Genomic DNA, 22,954 nt, shown 5'->3' with positions numbered 1-22,954 from the left:
TTTGCAAAAATTAAAAAATTACAATCAAGCATCAAAACCGCCCTGCAACCTTCATTTTCAAGCAATTAATCAACTATAACTGGGGCATGCCCCCACACTCCAACTGATATTAATTTGACAATAAAACTGATAAAGGTTTAAGGCTTTGTCAATTGAAAAGCAGTGTTTTTTCTATGGGTTCGTTATTTTTAGACAAAAACGATACTTTTGTATACATCATTTAGAGGAAAATAGCATGTCACCGAGTTTAATTTTCTATATTATCTTTGCTGTGCCTTATATCATCTTTATGTATTGGCTTGTCAAACAGGACAAACATAAATATGCTTGGGGGCTTGCAGTTATCACTATAGTTGCCATATTGGCGATCTACGTATCGCAGAAAGCAAGCAAAGTTGCGATGGACAACTATCAGCAACATCAAATCGATTCTCGAGAAATCGAACGAGAAGAACGTTTACAAAAACAACAGGATAGCATCAATCATGCTCAACAATAAAAAAGCGGCTTTTGCCGCTTTTTTATTGTTGTCATCATATTCTATTTTAGTGGCCGATCCCTTCCAGTTTAAACAGAAAGGCATATTCCATCGCAATTTCTTTCAAATAGTCAAATCTGCCCGAGGCACCTCCATGTCCATAATCCATATCCGTCTTCAAAAGTAAAACGGAATTCCCGGTTTTGACCGTCCGTAATTTTGCTACCCATTTGGCGGGCTCAAAATATTGAACCTGGCTATCGTGCAATCCCGTTGTAACCAGTAGATTTGGATATTCTTTCGGCTCGATATTCTCATAAGGTGAATAACTTTTCATATAAAAATAAGCATCAGACTCATTGGGATTGCCCCATTCATCATACTCATTTGTTGTTAATGGTATTGTCTCATCCAACATGGTATTCACAACATCCACAAATGGCACCTGTGCTATAATACCCTGATATTGCGCTGCTGCAATATTCGCAACTACGCCCATCAGAAGTCCTCCGGCACTGCCTCCTTGCGCATAAAGGTGGTCTGGCGATGTATAACGTCGTTCAATAAGACACTTACCACAATCCACAAAATCATAAAAAGTATTCATTTTATGCATCATCTTCCCATCCTCATACCACTGACGCCCCATTTCTTCGCCACCACGAATATGGGCCAATGCATATATAAAACCACGATCCAATAAACTCAAGCGATTGCTGGAAAAACTAGGATCCATAGAGGCTCCATAAGAACCATAGGCATATTGCAATAAGGGAGCTGTGCCATCTAATTGAGTTCCCTCCTTATAAACAAGAGAAATAGGCACCCTTACTCCATCCCTCGCCAAAGCATAGATACGTTCAGTCTTATAGGCACTCTGGTCATAGCCGCCCAAAACTTCCTGTTGTTTCAACAATGTTTTGCTGCGATCCCCCATATTATACGCGTATACGGAACTAGGTGTTACCAATGAAGTATATCCATAACGCAGGTTTTCGGAATTGTATTCAACATTTATCCCTGGATATACTGTATAGGCCACCTCTCCAAAATCCAGATAATGCTGCTCTTGGCTGTTCAGATCATAAATTGCCAACTGTGTCAATCCATCTTTTCGTTCAGCTATTGCCAAAAATGATCTGAATTCCTCAATATCGCTTACGAGGACATCTGGCCGATGCGCTATAAATGTGGTCCAATGTTCCCGATCTGTTTTGTCCAATGGACATTGCATAATTCTGAAATTAATAGCTTCATCATTGGTCAATATTAAAAAACGATCCTCCAAAGGAACTATGGTGTAAAGCACATCATTTCGGCGTGGTTGAAACAACTTAAAATCATTACTGGGAAGATCGGCATCCAACAACCATATTTCAGAGGACAGGGTACCTTCCGAACTGATAATAATGTATTTACCATTTTTTGATTTACCAACTGCGATATAATTTGTGTTATCTTTTTCCTCATACACAGACACATCTGCGGAAACATCGGTTCCAAGCGTATGCCGCATAATTTTTTCACTCAGTAATGTTACGGGGTTCTTGGCTGTATAAAACAGGGTCTGGTTATCATTAGCCCAAATTGCAGCACCTTCGGTATTAGCGATCCGATCGGGGTAGATCTCACCTGTCTCCAGATTCTTGATATATACCGTGTATTCCCTTCGGGAAACTGTATCCACACTAAAAGCCAACAAGCGATTGTCAGGACTGATCGAAAAGCCTTTTGCTGCGTAATAGGCATAACCTTCTGCGAGATGATCTATATCCAATAAGAGCTCTTCGTCAGCATCTAAGGTCCCTTTCTTACGGCAAAACTTGAAATATTGATTTCCTTCCTCTGTTCTACTGTAATAATAGTAACCATTTTTAAAATAGGGTACCGACTCATCTTTTTCCTTGATGCGAGATTTCATTTCCCGGAATAAGTCTTCTTGAAAAGATTCCGTCTCCTTTAACATCGCGGCAGTATAGGTATTTTCCGCGGTCAGATAGTCGATAACCTCCGCTGATCGTTGTCCTTTTTTGAAATAGTCAATCATCCAGTAATAATCGTCAATGACAGTATCTCCATGAATCTGTCTTTTATAAGGATGCACTGCAGCTATTGGAGCCAAAACTTCCGGCCACGGTATATTTTTGTTATGTTGCATATATAATATGAATGCGCTAAATCTCTTTTTTAAATAAAAACAAATACGATTTGTACTTTGCTATTCTATCACTCCCCAGAACATTGAATTTAATGCATTTCTAGAGAAATAGCAAAACTATATATAAACAGGAATAGATTGACTGTAATATCCCCTTCATTTTGATATATATATTATAAGCCGATCTATTCTGTCTCCTTCATTATCTACATAAAAGTCACTTTTAATAAAAATTAACAATTCAACAGGGCCAATAATACTATATTTGCTACTGTGCTAGGAGAAAATTTTATGAATTTAAAGAAATCACTATATCTGATTGCCTTGGGTGCTTTGCCGATGACCACCTTTGCTCAGGCTGAGGCTGTTCCTCTGAATTGGTATAACTTAGATTACAACACGGATGGTGTAATGGGTATCAGTACGGAGAAAGCGTATAAAACTTTATTAAAGGGAAAAAAATCAACACCCGTTATTGTCGGTGTATTAGACGGTGGTGTGGATGTTTTCCACGAAGATCTGAAGGATGTCGTTTGGATCAATACAAAAGACAGTCTTTCCAACGGGAAAGATGCTGATGGTAATGGCTATATCAATGACAAATATGGCTGGAACTTTATTGGTAACGCCGATGGAAAAGATGTTCAATTTGACAATCTGGAATTAACAAGGCAATTGCGGATTTTAGACAAAAAATTTGCCCACGTCACCCCAACCACTGAGCTGAATGAAGCAGACAGAAAGGCTTTTTTAGCGTATCAAGAAATGGTGGCAAAATACAAGAATAAGCTCGAAGAAGCCAAAATGGGACAGTTTTCCTATGATGCCCTTAAGCGCAATTTGGACGCTGTGGTTCGTGAAATAGGCAAAAAACCTGAAGAAATCACATTGGCTGATCTAGAAAATTTCAATCCAAAATCGAACAATCAACGTATCGCTCTGGGTTATGCAAAAGACGAAATTCAAACGAATGGCTTTGTCAAATTTTTTGACGATATCACTGAGGGAGCGAAGTATTTCAACAATCAAGTTGACTACCATTTAAATAAAGAATATGACTCCCGTCCCATTATTGGCGACAATTACGAGGATGCTTCCGAACGTCATTACGGAAATGCGGATGTAAAGGGGCCTGATGCGCTCCATGGAAGTCATGTTGCGGGCATCATCGGTGCTAAACGCAACAATAATATTGGTATAAACGGTGTTGCAGACAATGTCAAAATACTAACAGTACGTTTGGTGCCGGATGGCGATGAACATGATAAAGATGTCGCAAATGCGATCCGTTATGCAGTAGATAATGGAGCGAAAGTGCTCAATATGAGCTTCGGAAAAAGCTACTCACACAACAAGCAAACAGTGGATGACGCTGTTAAATATGCTGAATCCAAAGATGTCCTACTGGTACATGCTGCCGGAAATGACAGTGAGGATAATGATGTGGAGCCCAATTTTCCAATGAAATACTATACGAATGCGAAGGGGGATACCACAGGAATAGCAAATACCTGGATCACTGTCGGAGCAAGTGGTTTACATCCGGACAACGAACTTCTAGCAGACTTTTCCAATTATGGAAAAAAAACAGTTGATGTTTTTGCTCCGGGTGTGCGGATTAATTCTACTATTCCAGATTCAAAATATAAAGAAGAACAAGGTACAAGTATGGCTGCCCCTGTCGTTGCGGGACTAGCAGCTATGATACGCTCTTATTACCCCAATCTCTCTGCTGCAGAAACCAAGCAAATTATTCTGGAATCTGTTGTAAAGCCGGAACAAACGGTCCAGGTAAAAATTAGTGAAGAGGCCACAAAAACGGTCAAATTTTCGGATATTTCTGTCACTGGAGGAATTGTCAATGCATATAATGCCATCATAAAGGCCGAAGAATTTAGTAATAAAAAGAAAAAATAAATAATATTCTCATTTTTCGTATACCAAAACTATCTTTTGTCCGTTTAATTAATTAACTTACAGGGACAAAACTTAAGATGCTTATGGTAGAAAACTTTACCCAATCAGAAAACGAAGTTCAAAATTTACTAACCCAAAACGAGAAGGTAATGACTGATGAGGATATAGAAAATGAATTGAAACTTCAATTACCCAAAATGTTGCTTAATCCAAGCAAAAAATGTATTGCGAATATCATGGCATATTCCAAACAAATGGAAAAAAGAAAGGCCTAATCCTGAGATTAGGCCTTATTTATTGGAATAAAATCCCCCCCCTCCCTCATTACCTAAGTCGATAAATAGCTTCATAGTATTCCTAAAATAATGCCGTAAGCCTCATGTTACGCGAATTATTTCATTATCTATTTATACTGTAAAAATCAATTTGATAAGCACTGAGTAAGCCGCAAGTTTTCTTTTTTAATGGAAATTTTGGGTAGTTTTGGAGTGATGTTAAAACAAGAACGATACAAGGCTTTTGTGGAATATTTTACCAAAAATAATCCCGATGCGCAAACAGAGCTCAACTATAGTAATCCTTATGAATTACTCGTGGCGGTTATTCTGTCTGCCCAATGCACAGACAAGAGAATTAATCAGGTAACGCCAAAGCTATTTGAACGTTACCCGGACGCACATACTTTAGCCGCTTCAAGCGTCGATGAAGTATTTACTTATATCCGCTCGGTAAGCTATCCAAATAACAAAGCCAAGCATCTGGTAGGAATGGCACAAATGCTTATTGAAAAATTTAACAATATCGTGCCTGAGCAGATTGAGGATTTGGTTAAACTCCCAGGCGTTGGTAGAAAAACGGCCAATGTCATTTCTTCTGTGGTATATCATAACCCTGCAATGGCTGTCGATACACATGTATTCCGTGTGGCTAACCGGCTTGGTTTAACCTACCGAGCAACAACCCCATTGGCGGTAGAGAAACAATTAGTCAAAAATCTCCCGAAAGAGACCATTGCCGTTGCGCACCATTGGTTGATCCTGCATGGACGATATATTTGTCTGGCCCGAAAACCGCTTTGCGAAAAATGCCCGATTACCTACATGTGTAAATACTTTGAGAAAACCCATCACATAAAGAGTGCTCAAAGCACAATAGAAATAAAAAACTAATTTTTTTAGTGAAAACATTTGGTTTATTATTTTTTATTTTTAATTTTGATAAATATATACTAAAAATATGAGCAACACAGATAAATTAAAAGCGTTACAGCTGACGTTAGATAAATTGGAAAAGAACTTTGGAAAAGGTTCGATTATGAAATTAGGAGATACAGCTGTTGAGCCTATCGAGGCGATTTCTACAGGATCCTTAGGTCTGGATATTGCTTTAGGAATTGGCGGTGTTCCAAAAGGGCGTATCATTGAAATATATGGACCTGAATCTTCGGGTAAAACGACATTAGCAACACACATTGTTGCTGAAGCACAGAAAAAAGGCGGTATTGCAGCAATTATTGATGCGGAACACGCTTTTGATAAATATTATGCACAAAAGCTAGGTGTTGATGTTGAGAACTTATTAATTTCTCAGCCAGATAATGGTGAACAAGGTTTAGAAATTGCGGACAATTTAATTCGCTCAGGTGCCATTGATGTTATTGTAATTGACTCTGTAGCTGCATTAGTACCTAAAGGTGAGATTGAAGGTGAAATGGGTGATTCAAAAATGGGTCTTCAAGCCCGTTTAATGTCTCAAGCATTACGTAAATTGACCGGAACAATTTCCAAAACAAACTGTTGTTGTATTTTCATCAACCAATTACGTGAAAAAATTGGTGTGATGTTCGGTAACCCAGAAACAACAACTGGTGGTAACGCATTGAAGTTCTATGCTTCTGTACGTTTGGATATCCGTCGTACATCACAGATTAAAGATTCTGACGAGGTATCTGGTAACCGTGTAAAAGTTAAAATTGTAAAAAATAAAGTAGCACCTCCTTTCCGTATTGCGGAGTTTGATATCATCTTTGGTGAAGGTATCTCAAAAGTCGGTGAAATCATTGACTTAGGTGTTGAATATGGCATCATCAAAAAAGCGGGTTCATGGTTTAGCTATGGTGAAACCAAATTAGGACAAGGTAGAGATGCTGTAAAAGCCCTATTGTTTGACAATCCAGATCTAATGGATGAACTTGAGGCAAAAATCCGTACTGAAGTAACAGGAGAAGATCCAATGCTTCATGTAGAGGAAAATAAAGACTAGTTGCTGTAAAAATTAGTATAATGTAGGTAGCCATCCTTTTTGGGATGGCTATTTTTTTGCTCCCTCCCCTCACAAAACCTCCATTAAGTTTAAATGATTATTTTGTTACATGTCCAAAGTTTTGAGTTTGTACGCTATGATTTTAGTATTTTTAGCGGAGCGAACATAAATCGCTGACTTCATTCTAAACTTAACTTTGAAAAATGAACCATAAGCTAATTGCATTTCTTTTGATCCTTTTTGGATCAGTATTCCATCTAAGTGCACAAAAAATCCGCGTACTTTCCTTCAATATTCATCATGGGAATCCACCCTCAGAAAAGGAATCTGTTGTCAATCTCGATACCATCGCTCAAATTATTAAAAACAGTAATGCGGACCTTGTAGGATTGCAAGAAATTGATGTCAACCTAGGGCGCTCCCACAACGAGGATCAAGCCAAAAGATTAGCTGAGCTAACAGGAATGCACTACATTTTCTCCAAAGGAATAGACCTTGAAAAAGGTGAATATGGCACAGCAATATTATCGAAACATCCAATAGAACGTGCAGAAAAACATTTTCTACCTTCCCCCGTCGAAAGCGAACGTCGAAGCTTATCCATTGTTGAAGTGCGTATCAACAATAGGAAGATCTTATTTGCGAACACTCACTTGGATCTAAAAGACAAAAACAAAATCGCACAGGCTAAGTTCATTACATCCCGTTTCAAAAATGAAAAGCTACCGACGATTCTGGTCGGCGATTTAAACTCCGAACCCACTGATCCTGCAATCGTAGAACTTGGCAAAATATTCACAAAAACGACGAGTCAAAATGGATTAACCTTTCCACAAGATAAGCCTAATACCGAAATAGACTATATTATGGTCAATACGTCATCACATCCAAAATTCTTCAACCACCGTGTCCTTGAAGAGAAATATGCGAGCGACCATCGGCCATTATATGTTGAAATCGAAATTAAATAACCCATTATGAATTTTAATAGAAGAAGATTTTTAGAAGCGCTAGCGCTGGCAGGAATTACATTGCCCAATATCAGCGTCGCTAAAGAAACAGAAACAGAAAATCTCGAAGGAGATTTTAGTTTTATAGTACCTGCTTACTTACAAAACCAGACAGAGAAAGGCATCAGCATCTTTACGATCTTGAGCAAACCTGCTCTAGCTTGGTTGGAAATCCTTGACAATGCAGGTAATGTACAGCAAACAATCCATCAATCCGAAGATGGTATGATTAATGCAAATACAGATTTCTTTCATTTTACTGTCGAAGAGGCTCCCCGATCATTCCGCTATCGCATCAAGGCAAAAGAAATTCAAAAATTCGATCCCTATAAGATTGTCTATGCGCAAGAAATCGAAACGCCAATCTTTGAGGCCAAGCTGGCGAAAAACAATCAAGAAGAAATTCGTTGCCTGGTCTATAATGATGTCCATGAAGAAAAAAGTAGCTATCGTGATCTTGTCCCCAATCAAGACACCTCAATCTATGATTTCTTTGTCCTGAATGGAGACTCTTTTCATTATGTGAGCAATCAGGAAGACATTACAGAAAAATTATTGAAGCCTATCGAATTCATTGCGACAGGTAAACCTTTCATTATGAACCGTGGGAACCATGAAACGAGAGGCTCCTTTGCCCGCAATTTCAAAAGGTATTTCGGTTATCCCAACAATAAATATTACCAAGCTTTCAAAAGGGGACCTATTTTTTGGATTATGCTGGACAGCGGTGAGGATAAACCCGACAGCCATGAAGTGTATGCTGGTACCGTAGATTACGACAATTACAGAAAAGAACAGGCAAAGTGGCTGGAAACTGTATTACAATCTAAAGAAAGAAAATCGGCCCAACATACGGTGGTTATCAGCCATATCCCTATATTCCATTCAGATGAATGGCATGGCACATTGCATAACCGGGAATGCTTCCATCCTTTGTTTCAGAAATATAAAATAGATGCGATGGTCTCTGGCCATACGCATCAATATGGATACTATCCAGCAGATAAGGATCACAATTATCCTGTATTTATAGGCGGTGGTCCAAAAGCTGGAAAAAGGACCATTATCGATATTTCGGGATCTGCCAAATCATTGGCTATTCGAATGATCCGAGACGATGGAACCGAACTCGGACAGTTTAAAAAATAACAAAGGCACTCCACATAGCGGAGTGCCTTTATTATGTTGAATGTATCCGTTATCGTCGATAGAGCTTGCAACCAAGCTATGGCTACCGTCCGTGCAGGAGATAATTCGATTTATTTTATTCGCCTTTTTCTAAGAAAGGATATCTGTAATCCGTATCCGGATTGAAGGTTTCTTTGATTGTACGTGGAGATACCCAACGCAACAAGTTGATCATAGATCCAGCTTTGTCGTTTGTACCTGAACCTCTCGAACCACCAAATGGTTGTTGACCCACCACAGCACCAGTACATTTATCATTCACATAGAAGTTACCCGCAGCATGTCTCAATTTATCTGTAGCTAAATTAATGGCATAGCGGTCTTGTGCGATAATTGAACCAGTCAATGCATAGATCGAAGTTGTATCAACGATATCTAATGTTTCTTCGAACTTAGCATCTTCATAAACGTATACGGTCAATACTGGGCCGAACAATTCTTCAACCATTGTTTCGTAATCTGGCTTTGAAGCTTCAATAATCGTTGGGTGAATGAAATAGCCTTTAGACTTATCATAAGTACCACCAACTACGATCTCTGCCTCATTGGATTCTTTCGCACGGTCGATGTATTTCGCTAATTTATCAAATGATTTCTCGTCGATAACTGCATTGAAAAAATTTGTAAAATCCTCAGTTCCACCGATTGTAAATGACTTCACATCTGTTGTCATAGACTCCTTCAATGCTGGCCACAATGATTTAGGAATATATGCACGTGAGGCTGCTGAACATTTTTGACCTTGGTATTCAAATGCTCCACGAACCAAAGCTGTATTTGCAGCTTTTAGATCAGCTGAAGGGTGTACAACAATAAAATCTTTACCACCTGTCTCACCGACGATACGTGGATAAGTTTTATAACGGTGGATATTATCACCGATAGTTTTCCAGATATCTTGGAATACACCTGTTGAACCAGTAAAGTGAATACCAGCAAAATCAGGGTGTTGGAAAATCACATCACCAGCATCTGGTCCCGAAACATACACTAAATTGATAACACCATCCGGAAGTCCAGCTTCACGGAAGATTTTCATCAGTACGTTTGCTGAGTAGATCTGCGTATTAGATGGTTTCCATACAACAACATTTCCCATCATAGCAACACATGAAGGTAAGTTACCTGCAATAGCTGTAAAATTGAACGGCGTCAATGCAAACACAAAGCCTTCTAGAGGACGTTGTTCTACGCGGTTCCATACACCTTTTCCAGATACAGGAGGTTGTTGCTTATAGATTTCGCTCATATATTGCACGTTGAAACGCAAGAAATCTATGATCTCACAAGCCGAGTCAATTTCCGCTTGATATGGGTTCTTCGATTGACCCAACATTGTCGCAGCATTTAACTCATAACGGTATTTCCCTGAAATCAATTCAGCTGCTTTCAAGAATATCGCGGCACGATCTTCCCATGCTAGATTCTCCCAATCCTTTTTAGCCGCCAAAGCAGCATTGATTGCATCTGTTACATGAGATTTCTCGCCTTGATTGTATTGACCTAAAATATGTTGGTGGTCATGTGGAGGAGCTAGGTTTACTTTTTTAGAAGTAGTTATTTCTTTACCACCAATATACATTGGGATATCGATTTGTTTCGAACGTGCTTCATCAATTGCTGCTTTCAACAACTTACGTTCTTTCGTTCCGACAGCGTAAGTATACACCGGTTCATTTGCAGGAACAGGAACTGTAAAAAATCCTTTAGACATATTACAATTATTTATTTTTCAACTTATTAGCACCACACTAAATGGTACCAACATGAGTAAAATTACCTTAAATTTTATGAATACCCAAAGTTACTCTCCCTCTTTGAGCACCTTGGAAAAGATACGTTTAAATTTTTCCAATTTCGGTTTAATAACCAATTGACAATATGGTTCCTTCCCATTTAACCTATAATAGTCTTGATGATAGTCCTCTGCGGGATAAAAGACATCTGCTGGGACGACCTCAGTTACGATCGGTTCGTTATATACATCCTCCTTATTTAGAGCCGCGATATAAAACTGCACTTTATCCAACTGATCCTTGCTATGGACAAATACGGCCGATCGGTATTGTGTCCCTACATCATCCCCCTGACGGTTGAGTTGTGTAGGGTCGTGCGCGACAAAAAAGGCTTCCAATAATTTATCGTAACTGATCACTTTCGGATCATAAATAATATCGGTTGCCTCAGCATGCCCCGTATTACCTGTACAGACCTGAGCATAGCTGGGATTGACTACCCATCCGCCTGTATATCCGGAAACAACTTTCTGCACCCCTTTCAACTCCTTAAACTGTGCTTCAGTACACCAAAAACAACCTGCAGCAAATGTTGCCGTATCCAAGCTCCCTACACTTTTTGCTGGTAGTTTAGAAAAGTCCGATTTCGCGGCCTTCGGCTCTTGAGCTCGACAAGAACTCAACAAAAAAATAACTGCAAAAATTATAATAATATCTTTCATGGACATATCATTACTTTGTGGATTGATAAGGGATCCTGATCGTCAGTGATTCGTATATATTCGGCAACAAATTGCAAAAATACCTACTGTTTTGACCCTGTATCCCATAAAACAAAGAAGCGACAATAAACTCATATTGTCGCTTCCTTTTGTACCTATCAAAATGGTCAATTATTTTGCGGCAGCGTAATTTTGTGCTACTGCATCCCAATTGATAACATTAAAGATTTCCTCCAAATAAGCTGGACGTTTATTTTGGAATTTCAAGTAGTACGCATGTTCCCAAACGTCAATACCTAAAACTGGTATTCCTTTTACCTCAGCAACATCCATCAATGGATTGTCTTGATTAGGCGTAGAAGTTACCGCTAATTTACCATCAGCTCCTACGATCAACCATGCCCAGCCTGATCCAAAACGCGTAGCACCAGCAGCCTGAAGTTGTTTTTTTAACTCATCAAAAGAACCGAAAGTTGCATTGATTGCTTCTGCCAATTCACCTGTTGGAGCTCCACCAGCATTTGGACCTAAAACTTTCCAAAACAAAGAGTGGTTGAAATGACCACCACCATTGTTGCGAACAGCTGCTGAATATTTGCTCACATTCTTGATAATATCTAATAAAGATAAGTTCTCTGCATCTGTTCCTGCGATTGCTTTATTTAAGTTGTCCACGTATGCCTGATGGTGTCTGTCATGGTGGATTTCCATTGTAGTCTTGTCAATATGTGGTTCTAATGCGTCGGCTGCGTATGGTAACGCTTCTAATTCAAATGCCATATCTATTTTAATTTAAATGTTTATTACTTCGTTTTTATATACAAATATAACACAATATAGCCTGTTATGTTTTTATGTGTTACAATAAATTCAATATTTCGTTAACGTTTTTGACGAAAAAATGATTTTACCAAATCAGCACACTCTTCCTGCAAAACACCTTGGGTAACGACGGTTTTCGGATGTAAAATCTTATCATGAAAATGGGAATAACCACGCTTTTCATCCTTCGCACCGTAGACAATTTTACTGATATGGGTCCAATATGCCGCCCCAGCACACATGATGCAGGGTTCTATGGTCACATATAATGTACAATCGTCCAGATATTTTCCGCCAAGATAATTTGCGGCCGCTGTAAAGGCCTGCATTTCAGCATGGGCAGTTACATCATTCAAGCGTTGTGTGAGATTATGCCCTTTACCGATAATACGTCCTTTATGCACGATAACAGCACCAATTGGAACCTCTCCTTCTTCGAAAGCTTTCTTTGCTTCATTTAGTGCCATGCGCATAAATGACTCATCGCTATCGATTAATTGTGTTCCTTCAAAATCTATAAATGTCATGCCACAAACTTAACTAAGTTTCGATCCATTTGGTAATTTTCTGTCCACAGAAGTCAAAATAATATCACCATTTGCATCAGCGAATCCAGTCACTAGACACTCAGAAAAAAAATTAGCGATCTGTTTCTTTGGGAAATTCACGACAGCAACAACTTGTTTCCCGATCAGTTCCTCCTTACTATAATGTACTGTAATCTGGGCACTGCTTTGCAATATTCCGATTTCACTCCCAAAATCAAGTTTCAATTGATAAGCTGGCTTTTTAGCTTTCGGAAAATCCTGTACGTCCAAAATAGTTCCCACACGTAAATCTAATTTTTCGAAATCCGTCCAACTAATGGTATCATTCATAATCTATTGCTATCGATGTCCTGAATTTCTTTACCAATTGTAAATATAATATAAGAGGGTTTGCGTTTTAAACGCGAAGAGAGTTTATGGATCAATTTGTCTTCCTCGCCTGCTTGAAAAGCAAGATCCTCATCGCTTAGATGGTTATACTTGCGACGGAGTTTTTCTTTCGCAACCTGCCATTGTTCTTCGTTAATTTTAAGCATAACTATGATTTAGGTATAAAATTTGTATATCTTTACCAAACTTGTGAAAGTTTGTTTAAAGATACAATATATACATAAATAAAAAATTATGAAAAAGATTTTACCAGCATTACTATTGATTTGTGGTAGCGTAGCAACAGCACAAGCGCAGCTATTGCCTGGATTTGAGGTCGGTTTAAAAGGCGCCTTGAATTTTTCTAAATTTAAAAGCGATGGCAAGTATTTCAGTTCAGACAATAAAGCAGGTTACCAAGCAGGTCTTTATGGACGTGTTGGTGTATTGGGATTCCATGTTCAACCTGAGGTCTATTTAACAGGTAAAAACACCACTGTAAAAGCAGAAAATGGAGAAACTACTGATGTTAAGTTTACTACAGTTGATATTCCTGTATTATTAGGTAAACGTTTTGGCTTGGGTCCAATCGGAGCGAGAATCCAGACTGGTCCAATTTTTTCGTTTAAAGTGGATGATAACCAAGACAAAATCATCGATCAGTTGAATCCAAACAGCTACAAAAAAAGTGGTACCTCTTGGGCTTTCGGTGTCGGTGCTGATATTTCGAGCTTGCGTGTAGATCTACGTTACGAAATGGGCTTGAACAAGGTCAACAATGAGAGTCAGGCAAATCCAAAAATCAACATGTGGAGTATTGGTTTAGGCTATAGATTATTCAGTATCCTATAGTACATTAACCCGAGTATATATACCATTAAAAAGTCCGTTTTTATCCAAAACGGACTTTTTATTTTAAGAAACTTTAGAACCGTTCTAAATTATTCCTTTTTCTTGTCAAAATGGTATCATATTTAATAGCAAATAGTAGATTTGCCTAATTAAAATTAAATTACAAGGATAATGAGTAAATCAAAGCCAGTTTTCAGTTCTTCGATTGGGAAGAAGCTAATCATGAGCTTAACAGGAATCTTCCTATGTTTATTCCTAGTTGTTCATTTGGTTGGTAACTTGCAATTATTTAAAGATGATGCGGGTCTAGCGTTCAACAAATACGCTTATTTCATGACTCACTTTACACCAATCAAAGTTGTTTCTTACTTATTGTACGCTTCGGTCATCGTTCACGTCATCTACGCCATTACATTGTCGATGAAAAACAAAGCCGCCCGTCCTATTGGTTACGCCAAATATGATGGTCAAGCAAACAGTAAATGGAATTCACGCAACATGGGTATCTTAGGTACTGTCATTTTAGTATTCCTAGCTACGCACATGTCTAATTTTTGGTGGAAGTTTCACAATGATGAAGTTCCGTACATCGAATACCGTACTGATTTGGCAACTGGGCAAACAACAGCTAGAGAACTTCAAGCTTCTGAATTCCACGACTACCAAGAAACGGTAGAAAACAACGTTCAAATCTTAAAAGCAAGAGATTTGTACAAACAAGTTGACTTTGCCTTCAAAAATGTAGCTTTAGTCGCTTTATATCTTGTTGCGATGGCAGCTTTGGCATTCCACTTAATTCATGGTTTCCAATCTGCATTCCAAACTTTAGGTTTCAACCACAGAAGATATATTGGAATTATCAGAGCAATCGGAGTTTGGGTATTTGGGGTATTAATTCCAATTGGCTTTGCAATGATGCCATTGTTTTTCTTCTTTAAATAATTCAGAATCTTTTAAGATGAGGCCTTAGGCTTTATCGATCAATATAAAATTAAGAGATATGTTAGATTCAAAAGTACCAGCGGGCCCATTAGCCCAAAAGTGGTCAAATCATAAATTTAATCTTAAGTTGGTTAACCCTGCTAACAAACGTAAATTTACAGTTATAGTTGTTGGTACAGGACTTGCTGGTGCATCTGCAGCAGCATCTTTAGCTGAGTTAGGATATAATGTAATTACCTTCTGTTACCAAGATTCACCTCGTCGTGCGCACTCAATTGCGGCGCAAGGTGGTATTAACGCGGCAAAGAGCTACCAAAATGATGGTGACTCTGTGTTCCGTTTATTCTACGATACAATTAAAGGTGGTGACTACCGTTCACGTGAGGCAAACGTTTACCGTTTAGCTGAAGTATCGGTCAACATCATCGACCAATGTGTTGCGCAAGGTGTTCCTTTTGCACGTGAATATGGTGGCTTATTGGACAACCGTTCTTTCGGTGGTGCTCAGGTAAGCCGTACGTTCTATGCGCGTGGTCAAACTGGACAACAATTGTTGTTAGGTGCGTACTCAGCATTGAACCGTCAAATCAAAAAAGGAAAAGTAAAATCATATACTCGTCATGAGATGTTGGATTTGGTCATGATCGATGGTCATGCCAAAGGTATCGTAACTCGTGACCTGGTATCAGGTAAAGTTGAAACACATGCAGCACATGCTGTATTGATGTGTACTGGCGGTTATGGTAACGTATTCTTCTTGTCTACAAATGCAATGGGATGTAACGTTACAGCAGCTTGGAGAGCGCACAAACGTGGTGCTTACTTCGCTAACCCTTGTTATACACAGATTCACCCAACTTGTATTCCTGTAACTGGAGATCACCAATCTAAATTGACGTTGATGTCAGAGTCATTACGTAACGATGGTCGTGTATGGGTTCCTAAGACTCAGGAAATGGCTGAAAGATTACGTAAAGGTGAAATCAAAGCCAACGACATCAAAGAAGATGACAGAGATTACTTCTTGGAACGTAAATACCCTTCATTTGGTAACTTAGTACCTCGTGACGTAGCATCACGTAATGCAAAAGAAGCTGTTGATGATGGTCGTGGTGTTGGTAAAACTGGTTTCGCAGTATTCTTGGATTTCAAAGAAGCTATTGGTCGTCTAGGCGAAGATGCTGTACGTGCTAAATACGGTAACTTATTTGACATGTACTACCAAATCACTGACGAAAACCCTTATAAACAACCAATGCGTATCTACCCTGCTGTTCACTATACAATGGGTGGTGTATGGGTTGACTACAACTTGATGACTACAATCCCAGGTTTGTATGCTTTAGGTGAGTGTAACTTCTCTGACCACGGTGCAAACCGCTTAGGAGCTTCGGCATTGATGCAAGGTCTTGCTGATGGTTATTTCGTGATCCCTTACACTGTGGGTGATTACCTAGCTAAACTAGGTTCTTTCGCACCAGTAGATCACAACCATCCTGCTTTCGAATCTACGCGTAAAGAAGTTGAAGAGAAAATCAACAAATTGTTATCTCTAAACGGTACTCAAACTGTTGATGATATCCACAAAAAATTAGGTCTCATCATGTGGGAATACTGTGGAATGGCACGTACTGCTGAAGGATTACAGAAAGCACAAGGTTTGATCCAAGAGTTGAAAAAAGAATTCTGGACTAACGTTAGAGTTCTTGGAGAGAACGAAGAATTAAATCTTTCTTTAGAGAAAGCTGGCCGTGTAGCTGACTTCTTGGAATTGGGTGAATTAATGGTTGTTGATGCATTGCAACGCGCTGAATCTTGTGGTGGTCACTTCCGTCTGGAAAGCCAAACAGAAGAAGGTGAAGCAAAACGTAATGACGAGGAATTCGCGTATGTATCTGCGTGGGAATACAAAGGAGACAATGTACCTGAGGAATTACACAAGGAAGACTTGGTATTCGAAAACGTTCAGTTAACACAAAGAAGTTATAAATAAGAAGGAAAATTATCATGGCACAACATATGAATTTAACGCTGAAAGTTTGGCGTCAAAAAAATGATAAAGATAAAGGTCAATTTGTAACTTATCAGGCAAACGACATCGCTGATGATATGTCTTTCCTAGAGATGCTTGATATTGTGAATGAGGAATTGACACGTAAAGGTGAAGACCCTGTATATTTCGATCACGATTGTCGTGAAGGCATCTGCGGGATGTGTTCATTAGTAATCAATGGTCGCCCTCATGGTCCTAAAGAAGGTACTACAACATGTCAATTGCACATGCGTAGTTTCCACGATGGGCAAACGATCGTAATCGAACCTTGGAGAGCTGCTGCATTTCCAGTATTGAAAGACCTTGCCGTTGACCGTACTGCTTTTGACCGCATTCAACAAGCAGGTGGATATGTGAATATCAATACAGGTGGTGTCCCTGATGCCAATGTCATTCCTATTCCGAAACGTATCGCTGACGAAGCTTTCGAATCTGCTACTTGTATCGGTTGTGGTGCTTGTGTTGCAGCTTGTAAAAATGCTTCTGCAATGTTATTCGTATCTGCTAAAGTATCTCAATTTGCATTATTGCCGCAAGGTCAAACTGAGCGTTACGAACGTGCACAAGCAATGGTAGATCAAATGGATGCTGAGGGATTCGGTAACTGTACCAATACTGGTGCTTGCGAAGCTGAATGTCCAGTAGGTATTAAATTAACTAATATCGCGCGTTTAAACCGCGAATACTTGACTGCGAAAATTTTCAAACAAGAAGAACCGCACGCTTAAGCATTTTAGAATAAAATAATATAAAAGTCCTTGCCCTGAGAAAGCAAGGACTTTTTTTTATATTTACAATAATGTAATTTGACGCACGTGAATTCTGGTATAAAAATTCGTTTACTTCTACTGATCTTAACACTATGCTTTATAGGAACAGCTATCACCATCAAAGAATCTGTTACAAATAAGGAAATACTCGACATTGACACTAAATCCCTCAATGATTATGTTGCCAAGCAAGAGAAAAAAGTAGATCGTCTTTTTAAGGATTCCTTGCTTCTCAAAACATTTAAGAATTATGATCAATATCCTATAGCTGTCTATCAAGCTTTTGAAAGGTATAAAAATGATGAAAAGGTCTATTTATTCTTATTTAAGGATCATGAACCAAAAATGTGGAGTACACATTTATTTGTTCCCATCACAGATCAGGGCTTTTTGGAAAAGTCAAATTTTGTCCAGGATGATAACCGCTCTTATATCGTCCGTAAAAAAACAATCGGAAATATAAGTATACTTGCGTATATCCTTGTTAAGCCTTATACCAATAACAACAATCCGTATCTAAACTCCTCTTTACGACGAAATTTCTTCGATACGCGAAACATTGACATTGCGTCTTATACAGATACGGTAGCGATCAAAAACATCTATAGTAACGAAGGGTCCTACCTCTTTTCTGTGAAGCTCAAAGATGGTGACCATGAAAATATCTATACCATCCTGCAGTTCTTTTGCTGGTTGCTGGCATGGATTGCACTGTTGATATTCTTCAATAGTCTCTGTCTACACATGGCCAAGACCAAAAGGGCCTGGTGGGCAATAGCACTACTTGCGGGTGTGTTTATCCTAGTCAAATTTTCGGATCTAAAATGGAATCTACTCTCCGAAAATGCGACATTCGCTATATTTGACTCGCGCAACTATGCCTACAATAGCTTCTTTCCTAATATTTGGTCCGTTTTATCAACCACAATATTGATTCTCTGGCTCATATTATTTATCTACTCTATCCGAAAAGAACTCAATTTCGATAAAATAAAAAGCATTCGGATCTTTAAACTACCCATCGCGATTGCATTTATATTGAGTATTTATTTATCCTTTGCATTTTTATATGATATCGCCGGGACATTAATTACCCATTCAAATAATATCTATTTTGACTTCACCAAACTCGTTGATCTGCATTTCCTGAGCTGGGTGGATCTTGGCATTGTCGGTATGGGGATTCTAGCATTAAATATTTACATAGACCTGGTGTTGTTCATTCTTAAAAAGTTAGAACTAAAGCCCACCCAACTATTAAATATTCAACTAGCCAGTGTCATCTTTGTCATTCTCATTATTTCGATCTACATTGAAAAGAACAGCTTGGTCAATCTGCTTTTGGCGCTGATTATTCTGATCAAATCCTTTGGTGAGAAATATTTCGACAGGCATGTATTGACCAACTATATTGCCGTTTTGATCCTTTGGGCTATCATAAGTGCGATTACTCATGCACGTTTCTACCAAGAACGCGATCTTATTGATATGAAGATATTGTTGAACAATCTCCAGTCAGAAGACGACCTGAACGCTGTTTCGCTATTTTCGGACATCGAGAGCGGCATCTCTAACGATAAGGAATTAAAACACCTCTTTAACATCAGTCTACCCTATACCAATACAGAGGAAATCAATAACTTCATCAAGAAGAAATACTTTAGTGGATATCTCTCGAAATATGAATTTAAAGCATATTATTATGATCAGAATAATATTCCATTAAACCCCAATGGCCAAAACAGAATTAATGAATATCGGGAAAAAGTAATCAATAAGTCAATAAAGGTAACTCAAAATTTTTACCGCGCCAGTGCTGAACTCGGGACACATGAATACTTTTCGATCATTCCAGTAACGATCGATCAAAACAGGATCGTTAACGTGATCATCAATCTATCTAACAAGGATTTCAGCTACACAGTACCCTATCCTGAGATATTAACAGATATGCGCATCAACAATTCGCAATACTATAATAAAGGAGAGTATTCGATTGCCCTATATAAAGGTGGTTCGCTGGTTACACAGTTTGGAAAATATACATATGAAAATAACCTTCGTGGATTAAAGGGTGGACCCGGAGAATATATTGAAGTGCTTGATCGAGATTCATACCTGCATATGGCCTATATTGCCAATACCTTTTCGACTTATATCATTAGCAAACAAAAACCTTCTTTCTGGGATTATGTAGCCACAACCTCTTTCTTATTTTTGGTATTTTTCATGATTTTCGTGATTTTCCATTATGCGGCGGCATTTTATATTTTTCTCAAGAATACAAAACTTACGTTCCGCAACTTGAAATATCAGTTTTATAAAATCATAAACAAAATACAATATTCCACACGTATCCAGACCTCGATTATTTCATCGGTTATATTAGCTATTTTGATATCAGCCGTGATTTCATATATCAGTATCAATAAACAACTCTACAATAACAACAGGAATAGCAAAGAGCGTTTTATTATCGAACTGGGCAAGCGGTTGGAAAATATGTTAACCTCTACCGAGGAAATCCCTAATGAAGACCAGCTTACCAATATTTTAAAAACTTTATCCGAAACGATATCAAAGGATTTCAATTTGTACTCAAAATCGGGGAAATTATTATATAGTTCCCAGCCAAGAATCTATGATCTGGAGCTGTTCTCCATGTTCATCAATCCAGCCGCCCTCAAAAATCTCTCCCTGCTTAAAAAATCAGAAACAATTGAAGATGAGCGCATTGGAACATTCCAATTTGAGACGAGTTATGCCACAATAAGGGACAAGGACTATAGTACGTTGGCCTATATTGGCATTCCGAATTTTTCCCTTCAAAAGGAAGAGAATATCAATAAGAACTTATTATTAAACACTATTGTTAATATTTATTCTTTAATTATCATAGGTTTCGGCTTTTATGCGACTTTCGTAGCCAATAGTGTGACCAATCCGCTCAGTATAATCAGTAAAAAAATATCCCAGTTACGATTGGGGCAGCCTAATGAACCTTTATTCTGGCAGCGAAATGACGAAATAGGAACATTGATCAAAGAGTACAACCTTATGATCATAAAGCTGGAAGACTACGCCAATAAAATAAAGGATACCGAGCGTGAATCGACCTGGCGGGAAATGGCACAACAGATTGCCCATGAGATCAAAAATCCGTTAACACCGATGAAATTGGGTATACAACAGCTCAGAAGATCCTATAAAGATGATGATCCTAAATTTCCTGATCGCTTCAATAAATTTTCAACTTCGTTTATTGAACAAATAGATGCTTTAACCCAAATTGCCTCAGAGTTTTCCCACTTTGCAAAATTTCCAACGACTGTGATGGAAAATATCAATATTGTGGAGAAAATAACGAAGTCGATATCAGTATACAATAATACGCCAAATGTCAACATCCGATTAATAAACAATGCTGATCAAAAAACATTGATTGTTAAAGCAGATGGAAACGAGTTATTAAGGACGTTCAATAATTTGATAAAAAACGCTATTGAAGGGGGGTATGGACGAAAAAACATGAAGATAGAGATCTCTATCGAACGATACTCTGACAAGTTCGTCAAAATAGATGTCAAGGATAATGGCTATGGTATCCCCGCAGCAATGAAAGATAAAATATTCCAGATCAACTTCACAACGAAGAGTTCAGGAAATGGTCTAGGTTTGGTACTTGTGAAGAAAACAATCGAAGCAAGTAATGGACAGATCTATTTTGAGACAATGGAGGGTGAAGGCACTACATTCCATATTTTGCTTCCGTTACAACAAATTGAATCTTAATTATCGTGGATGTTATGAGTCTCACCTCATATAGGAGACTTGGCTCACAAAGAGCTCCTTCTCTTTACTAGGACCAAGTTATCATCGGACAGATGAGAAGTATGATCAGTTAATTCCAATAGATTCTTTGTTAAGGGCTTTACACACAAAGTCTACAGCTCCTATTGACCTTCCTAAAATAAGGGAAGAATAAAAGTAGCACTGCTACCAAACGGGTTCTAAATACGAAATACGGCTGAAAAAAGTAAAAGTGAACCTGCTCAGTATTGAAGATTTAAAGCCGCTCTCAAGCGTATTATATATAAAACTAAAGCAAAAGGGGCAGTCCAACTCTGAACTGCCCCTTCTTTATTCTTATAATAATATTTTGCTAACGCAATACAACGGTTGATCTACCCATGATCGCATTGTCTTCATAAAGCAATATCGTATATGCTCCCTTGGTAAAACCATCCTCAGCAGCCCAGTACACGATATAATCCTCGCCCTTATTCGTAAACAAAATATTATGTTTAAAGGTATACTGTAATTTTTCACCGTGTACAAAAAAGATATTGTCACCTTGGACGACAAGATTTCCCTGAGGATCGATTATTCGTATAAAAATGTCACGTTCTCCGCTTCTTGCAAGCGAGTTGTCTGCGATAGTGAAATTGATTTTCAATTTATCCACCCGTTTAGCGCGCTCTTCAACAGATTCCTTCCCGTTTCTTTTGACCTCAAGGCCATTGATACTGATACTTGAAACCTTCAAAGCAGATGCTGTTGTCACCTTCTCCTTCAATTCAGAATTAGTGGTTGTCAAGGAAGTAATTTGCTTATTTTTCTCGACTACCGATTCATTTAAATTAGAATTCTGCTTTGATAAAATTTGATTTTCTTGAATCAATCGTTGAACATCTACGCGATAGTTATCAACTTGTTTTTTCAACAGGTTGATTTTGCGTTGAGCGTCATCAATATCCCTAGGAGTAATACTCTTATTTTCAAGCTTTTTGCGAAGTTCTGCAATCTCAGTTCTAGAGTCTTCCTTTTGTACAGTCATTTCAGGAGTCAATTGAACATTTTCAACATCAATCTTATCCAATTCGGCTTCTATCCGATCGATTTGTACCTGAAGGTTTTCTTTTTCCACTGTTAAGGCATAGACTTTTTCGCCGTTCGTCTTAAACTTAACATAAAAATATATATTCGTTGCTAGTAACGCCGCTATCGCAATGATGAAGAAATAAACTTTAGAAGAATCTTTCTTCTTCTCATCTTCCTTCTTACTCGAAACAACCTCTGAATTCATCATAATACATGCACTGTCATTTTCATCATATGAACTTATCG

At 38.3% G+C, this 22,954-nt stretch carries 20 protein-coding genes; 12 read left to right on the top strand and 8 right to left on the bottom strand.

Annotated elements, in window-relative coordinates:
* Nucleotides 1–235 precede the first annotated feature (235 nt).
* Complete coding sequence (locus LC454_RS21805) at nucleotides 236–499, top strand: hypothetical protein (protein WP_223584558.1); 264 nt, start codon at nucleotides 236–238, stop codon at nucleotides 497–499.
* Nucleotides 500–545: 46 nt separating this feature from the next.
* Here the strand turns inward: LC454_RS21805 and LC454_RS21800 are convergent, their stop codons facing one another.
* Complete coding sequence (locus LC454_RS21800; RefSeq protein WP_223584556.1) at nucleotides 546–2,636, bottom strand: S9 family peptidase; 2,091 nt, start codon at nucleotides 2,634–2,636, stop codon at nucleotides 546–548.
* Nucleotides 2,637–2,927: 291 nt separating this feature from the next.
* Between LC454_RS21800 and LC454_RS21795 the strand changes: the two genes are divergently transcribed.
* The 6 genes from LC454_RS21795 (at nucleotide 2,928) to LC454_RS21770 (ending at nucleotide 8,974) form a co-directional block, all read left to right on the top strand.
* Entirely contained in the window at nucleotides 2,928–4,553 is a 1,626-nt protein-coding gene (locus LC454_RS21795) for a S8 family peptidase (RefSeq protein ID WP_223584555.1), read from the top strand.
* Between the two features lie 83 nt (nucleotides 4,554–4,636).
* Complete coding sequence (locus LC454_RS21790) at nucleotides 4,637–4,828, top strand: hypothetical protein (RefSeq protein ID WP_147420472.1); 192 nt, start codon at nucleotides 4,637–4,639, stop codon at nucleotides 4,826–4,828.
* A gap of 216 nt (nucleotides 4,829–5,044) precedes the next feature.
* Nucleotides 5,045–5,722: an endonuclease III gene (nth, locus tag LC454_RS21785; RefSeq protein ID WP_223584604.1), complete on the top strand. Its 678-nt coding sequence runs from the start codon at nucleotides 5,045–5,047 to the stop codon at nucleotides 5,720–5,722.
* A gap of 67 nt (nucleotides 5,723–5,789) precedes the next feature.
* Nucleotides 5,790–6,815 carry a recombinase RecA gene (gene recA, locus LC454_RS21780; protein WP_223584554.1) on the top strand — a complete coding sequence of 342 codons (1,026 nt, stop codon included), beginning with the start codon at nucleotides 5,790–5,792 and terminating at the stop codon, nucleotides 6,813–6,815.
* A 203-nt stretch (nucleotides 6,816–7,018) separates the two neighbouring features.
* The gene (locus LC454_RS21775) at nucleotides 7,019–7,786 is read left to right on the top strand and encodes an endonuclease/exonuclease/phosphatase family protein (protein WP_223584553.1); all 768 of its coding nucleotides are present in this window, start codon (nucleotides 7,019–7,021) and stop codon (nucleotides 7,784–7,786) included.
* Nucleotides 7,787–7,792: 6 nt separating this feature from the next.
* Nucleotides 7,793–8,974 (top strand): metallophosphoesterase family protein, encoded by a 1,182-nt coding sequence (locus LC454_RS21770; RefSeq protein ID WP_223584552.1) that lies wholly within the window; start codon nucleotides 7,793–7,795, stop codon nucleotides 8,972–8,974.
* A 115-nt stretch (nucleotides 8,975–9,089) separates the two neighbouring features.
* Here LC454_RS21770 and pruA read toward each other — a convergent pair whose 3' ends face one another.
* From pruA to LC454_RS21740, 6 genes are all read right to left on the bottom strand, one after another.
* Entirely contained in the window at nucleotides 9,090–10,727 is a 1,638-nt protein-coding gene (pruA, locus tag LC454_RS21765) for an L-glutamate gamma-semialdehyde dehydrogenase (RefSeq protein WP_223584551.1), read from the bottom strand.
* A gap of 90 nt (nucleotides 10,728–10,817) precedes the next feature.
* Nucleotides 10,818–11,471, bottom strand: coding sequence for a peptide-methionine (S)-S-oxide reductase MsrA (gene msrA / locus LC454_RS21760; protein ID WP_223584550.1), 654 nt, complete (start codon nucleotides 11,469–11,471; stop codon nucleotides 10,818–10,820).
* Between the two features lie 171 nt (nucleotides 11,472–11,642).
* Nucleotides 11,643–12,251 (bottom strand): superoxide dismutase, encoded by a 609-nt coding sequence (locus tag LC454_RS21755; RefSeq protein ID WP_223584548.1) that lies wholly within the window; start codon nucleotides 12,249–12,251, stop codon nucleotides 11,643–11,645.
* A gap of 101 nt (nucleotides 12,252–12,352) precedes the next feature.
* Nucleotides 12,353–12,820: a nucleoside deaminase gene (locus tag LC454_RS21750; protein ID WP_108636169.1), complete on the bottom strand. Its 468-nt coding sequence runs from the start codon at nucleotides 12,818–12,820 to the stop codon at nucleotides 12,353–12,355.
* A 9-nt stretch (nucleotides 12,821–12,829) separates the two neighbouring features.
* Nucleotides 12,830–13,171: a tRNA-binding protein gene (locus LC454_RS21745; protein WP_223584547.1), complete on the bottom strand. Its 342-nt coding sequence runs from the start codon at nucleotides 13,169–13,171 to the stop codon at nucleotides 12,830–12,832.
* Nucleotides 13,168–13,377, bottom strand: coding sequence for a hypothetical protein (locus LC454_RS21740; protein WP_120261705.1), 210 nt, complete (start codon nucleotides 13,375–13,377; stop codon nucleotides 13,168–13,170). Before LC454_RS21740 ends, LC454_RS21745 begins: the two co-directional genes overlap by 4 nt.
* Before the next feature lie 88 nt (nucleotides 13,378–13,465).
* Between LC454_RS21740 and LC454_RS21735 the strand changes: the two genes are divergently transcribed.
* The 5 genes from LC454_RS21735 to LC454_RS26570 all read left to right on the top strand — a co-directional run bounded on the left by LC454_RS21735 (nucleotide 13,466) and on the right by LC454_RS26570 (nucleotide 21,619).
* The gene (locus tag LC454_RS21735) at nucleotides 13,466–14,062 is read left to right on the top strand and encodes a porin family protein (protein ID WP_223584546.1); all 597 of its coding nucleotides are present in this window, start codon (nucleotides 13,466–13,468) and stop codon (nucleotides 14,060–14,062) included.
* A gap of 171 nt (nucleotides 14,063–14,233) precedes the next feature.
* On the top strand, nucleotides 14,234–15,004 hold the full coding sequence (locus LC454_RS21730; RefSeq protein ID WP_120261707.1) for a succinate dehydrogenase cytochrome b subunit: 771 nt from the start codon (nucleotides 14,234–14,236) through the stop codon (nucleotides 15,002–15,004).
* 58 nt (nucleotides 15,005–15,062) lie between these two features.
* The gene (locus LC454_RS21725; protein ID WP_104385185.1) at nucleotides 15,063–16,997 is read left to right on the top strand and encodes a fumarate reductase/succinate dehydrogenase flavoprotein subunit; all 1,935 of its coding nucleotides are present in this window, start codon (nucleotides 15,063–15,065) and stop codon (nucleotides 16,995–16,997) included.
* 14 nt (nucleotides 16,998–17,011) lie between these two features.
* On the top strand, nucleotides 17,012–17,785 hold the full coding sequence (locus LC454_RS21720; protein ID WP_199768744.1) for a succinate dehydrogenase/fumarate reductase iron-sulfur subunit: 774 nt from the start codon (nucleotides 17,012–17,014) through the stop codon (nucleotides 17,783–17,785).
* Between the two features lie 87 nt (nucleotides 17,786–17,872).
* Complete coding sequence (locus LC454_RS26570) at nucleotides 17,873–21,619, top strand: ATP-binding protein (RefSeq protein WP_223584545.1); 3,747 nt, start codon at nucleotides 17,873–17,875, stop codon at nucleotides 21,617–21,619.
* 370 nt (nucleotides 21,620–21,989) lie between these two features.
* On the opposite strand, the gene LC454_RS21710 is transcribed toward LC454_RS26570, so the two are convergent.
* Nucleotides 21,990–22,916, bottom strand: coding sequence for a hypothetical protein (locus LC454_RS21710; RefSeq protein WP_223584543.1), 927 nt, complete (start codon nucleotides 22,914–22,916; stop codon nucleotides 21,990–21,992).
* Nucleotides 22,917–22,954: the final 38 nt, after the last annotated feature.

This window comes from Sphingobacterium sp. GVS05A, from assembly GCF_019969845.1.
GTDB lineage: Bacteria > Bacteroidota > Bacteroidia > Sphingobacteriales > Sphingobacteriaceae > Sphingobacterium.
This window is presented reverse-complemented; position numbering and strand designations above follow the sequence as displayed.

What these genes read in the sequence shown, in the direction of transcription:
- LC454_RS21805 (WP_223584558.1), top strand. Translation starts at nt 236, where the DNA reads ATGTCACCGAGTTTAATTTTCTATATTATCTTTGCTGTGCCTTATATC.
- LC454_RS21800 (WP_223584556.1), bottom strand. Translation starts at nt 2,636, where the DNA reads ATGCAACATAACAAAAATATACCGTGGCCGGAAGTTTTGGCTCCAATA.
- LC454_RS21795 (WP_223584555.1), top strand. Translation starts at nt 2,928, where the DNA reads ATGAATTTAAAGAAATCACTATATCTGATTGCCTTGGGTGCTTTGCCG.
- LC454_RS21790 (WP_147420472.1), top strand. Translation starts at nt 4,637, where the DNA reads ATGGTAGAAAACTTTACCCAATCAGAAAACGAAGTTCAAAATTTACTA.
- nth (WP_223584604.1), top strand. Translation starts at nt 5,045, where the DNA reads ATGTTAAAACAAGAACGATACAAGGCTTTTGTGGAATATTTTACCAAA.
- recA (WP_223584554.1), top strand. Translation starts at nt 5,790, where the DNA reads ATGAGCAACACAGATAAATTAAAAGCGTTACAGCTGACGTTAGATAAA.
- LC454_RS21775 (WP_223584553.1), top strand. Translation starts at nt 7,019, where the DNA reads ATGAACCATAAGCTAATTGCATTTCTTTTGATCCTTTTTGGATCAGTA.
- LC454_RS21770 (WP_223584552.1), top strand. Translation starts at nt 7,793, where the DNA reads ATGAATTTTAATAGAAGAAGATTTTTAGAAGCGCTAGCGCTGGCAGGA.
- pruA (WP_223584551.1), bottom strand. Translation starts at nt 10,727, where the DNA reads ATGTCTAAAGGATTTTTTACAGTTCCTGTTCCTGCAAATGAACCGGTG.
- msrA (WP_223584550.1), bottom strand. Translation starts at nt 11,471, where the DNA reads ATGAAAGATATTATTATAATTTTTGCAGTTATTTTTTTGTTGAGTTCT.
- LC454_RS21755 (WP_223584548.1), bottom strand. Translation starts at nt 12,251, where the DNA reads ATGGCATTTGAATTAGAAGCGTTACCATACGCAGCCGACGCATTAGAA.
- LC454_RS21750 (WP_108636169.1), bottom strand. Translation starts at nt 12,820, where the DNA reads ATGACATTTATAGATTTTGAAGGAACACAATTAATCGATAGCGATGAG.
- LC454_RS21745 (WP_223584547.1), bottom strand. Translation starts at nt 13,171, where the DNA reads ATGAATGATACCATTAGTTGGACGGATTTCGAAAAATTAGATTTACGT.
- LC454_RS21740 (WP_120261705.1), bottom strand. Translation starts at nt 13,377, where the DNA reads ATGCTTAAAATTAACGAAGAACAATGGCAGGTTGCGAAAGAAAAACTC.
- LC454_RS21735 (WP_223584546.1), top strand. Translation starts at nt 13,466, where the DNA reads ATGAAAAAGATTTTACCAGCATTACTATTGATTTGTGGTAGCGTAGCA.
- LC454_RS21730 (WP_120261707.1), top strand. Translation starts at nt 14,234, where the DNA reads ATGAGTAAATCAAAGCCAGTTTTCAGTTCTTCGATTGGGAAGAAGCTA.
- LC454_RS21725 (WP_104385185.1), top strand. Translation starts at nt 15,063, where the DNA reads ATGTTAGATTCAAAAGTACCAGCGGGCCCATTAGCCCAAAAGTGGTCA.
- LC454_RS21720 (WP_199768744.1), top strand. Translation starts at nt 17,012, where the DNA reads ATGGCACAACATATGAATTTAACGCTGAAAGTTTGGCGTCAAAAAAAT.
- LC454_RS21710 (WP_223584543.1), bottom strand. Translation starts at nt 22,916, where the DNA reads ATGATGAATTCAGAGGTTGTTTCGAGTAAGAAGGAAGATGAGAAGAAG.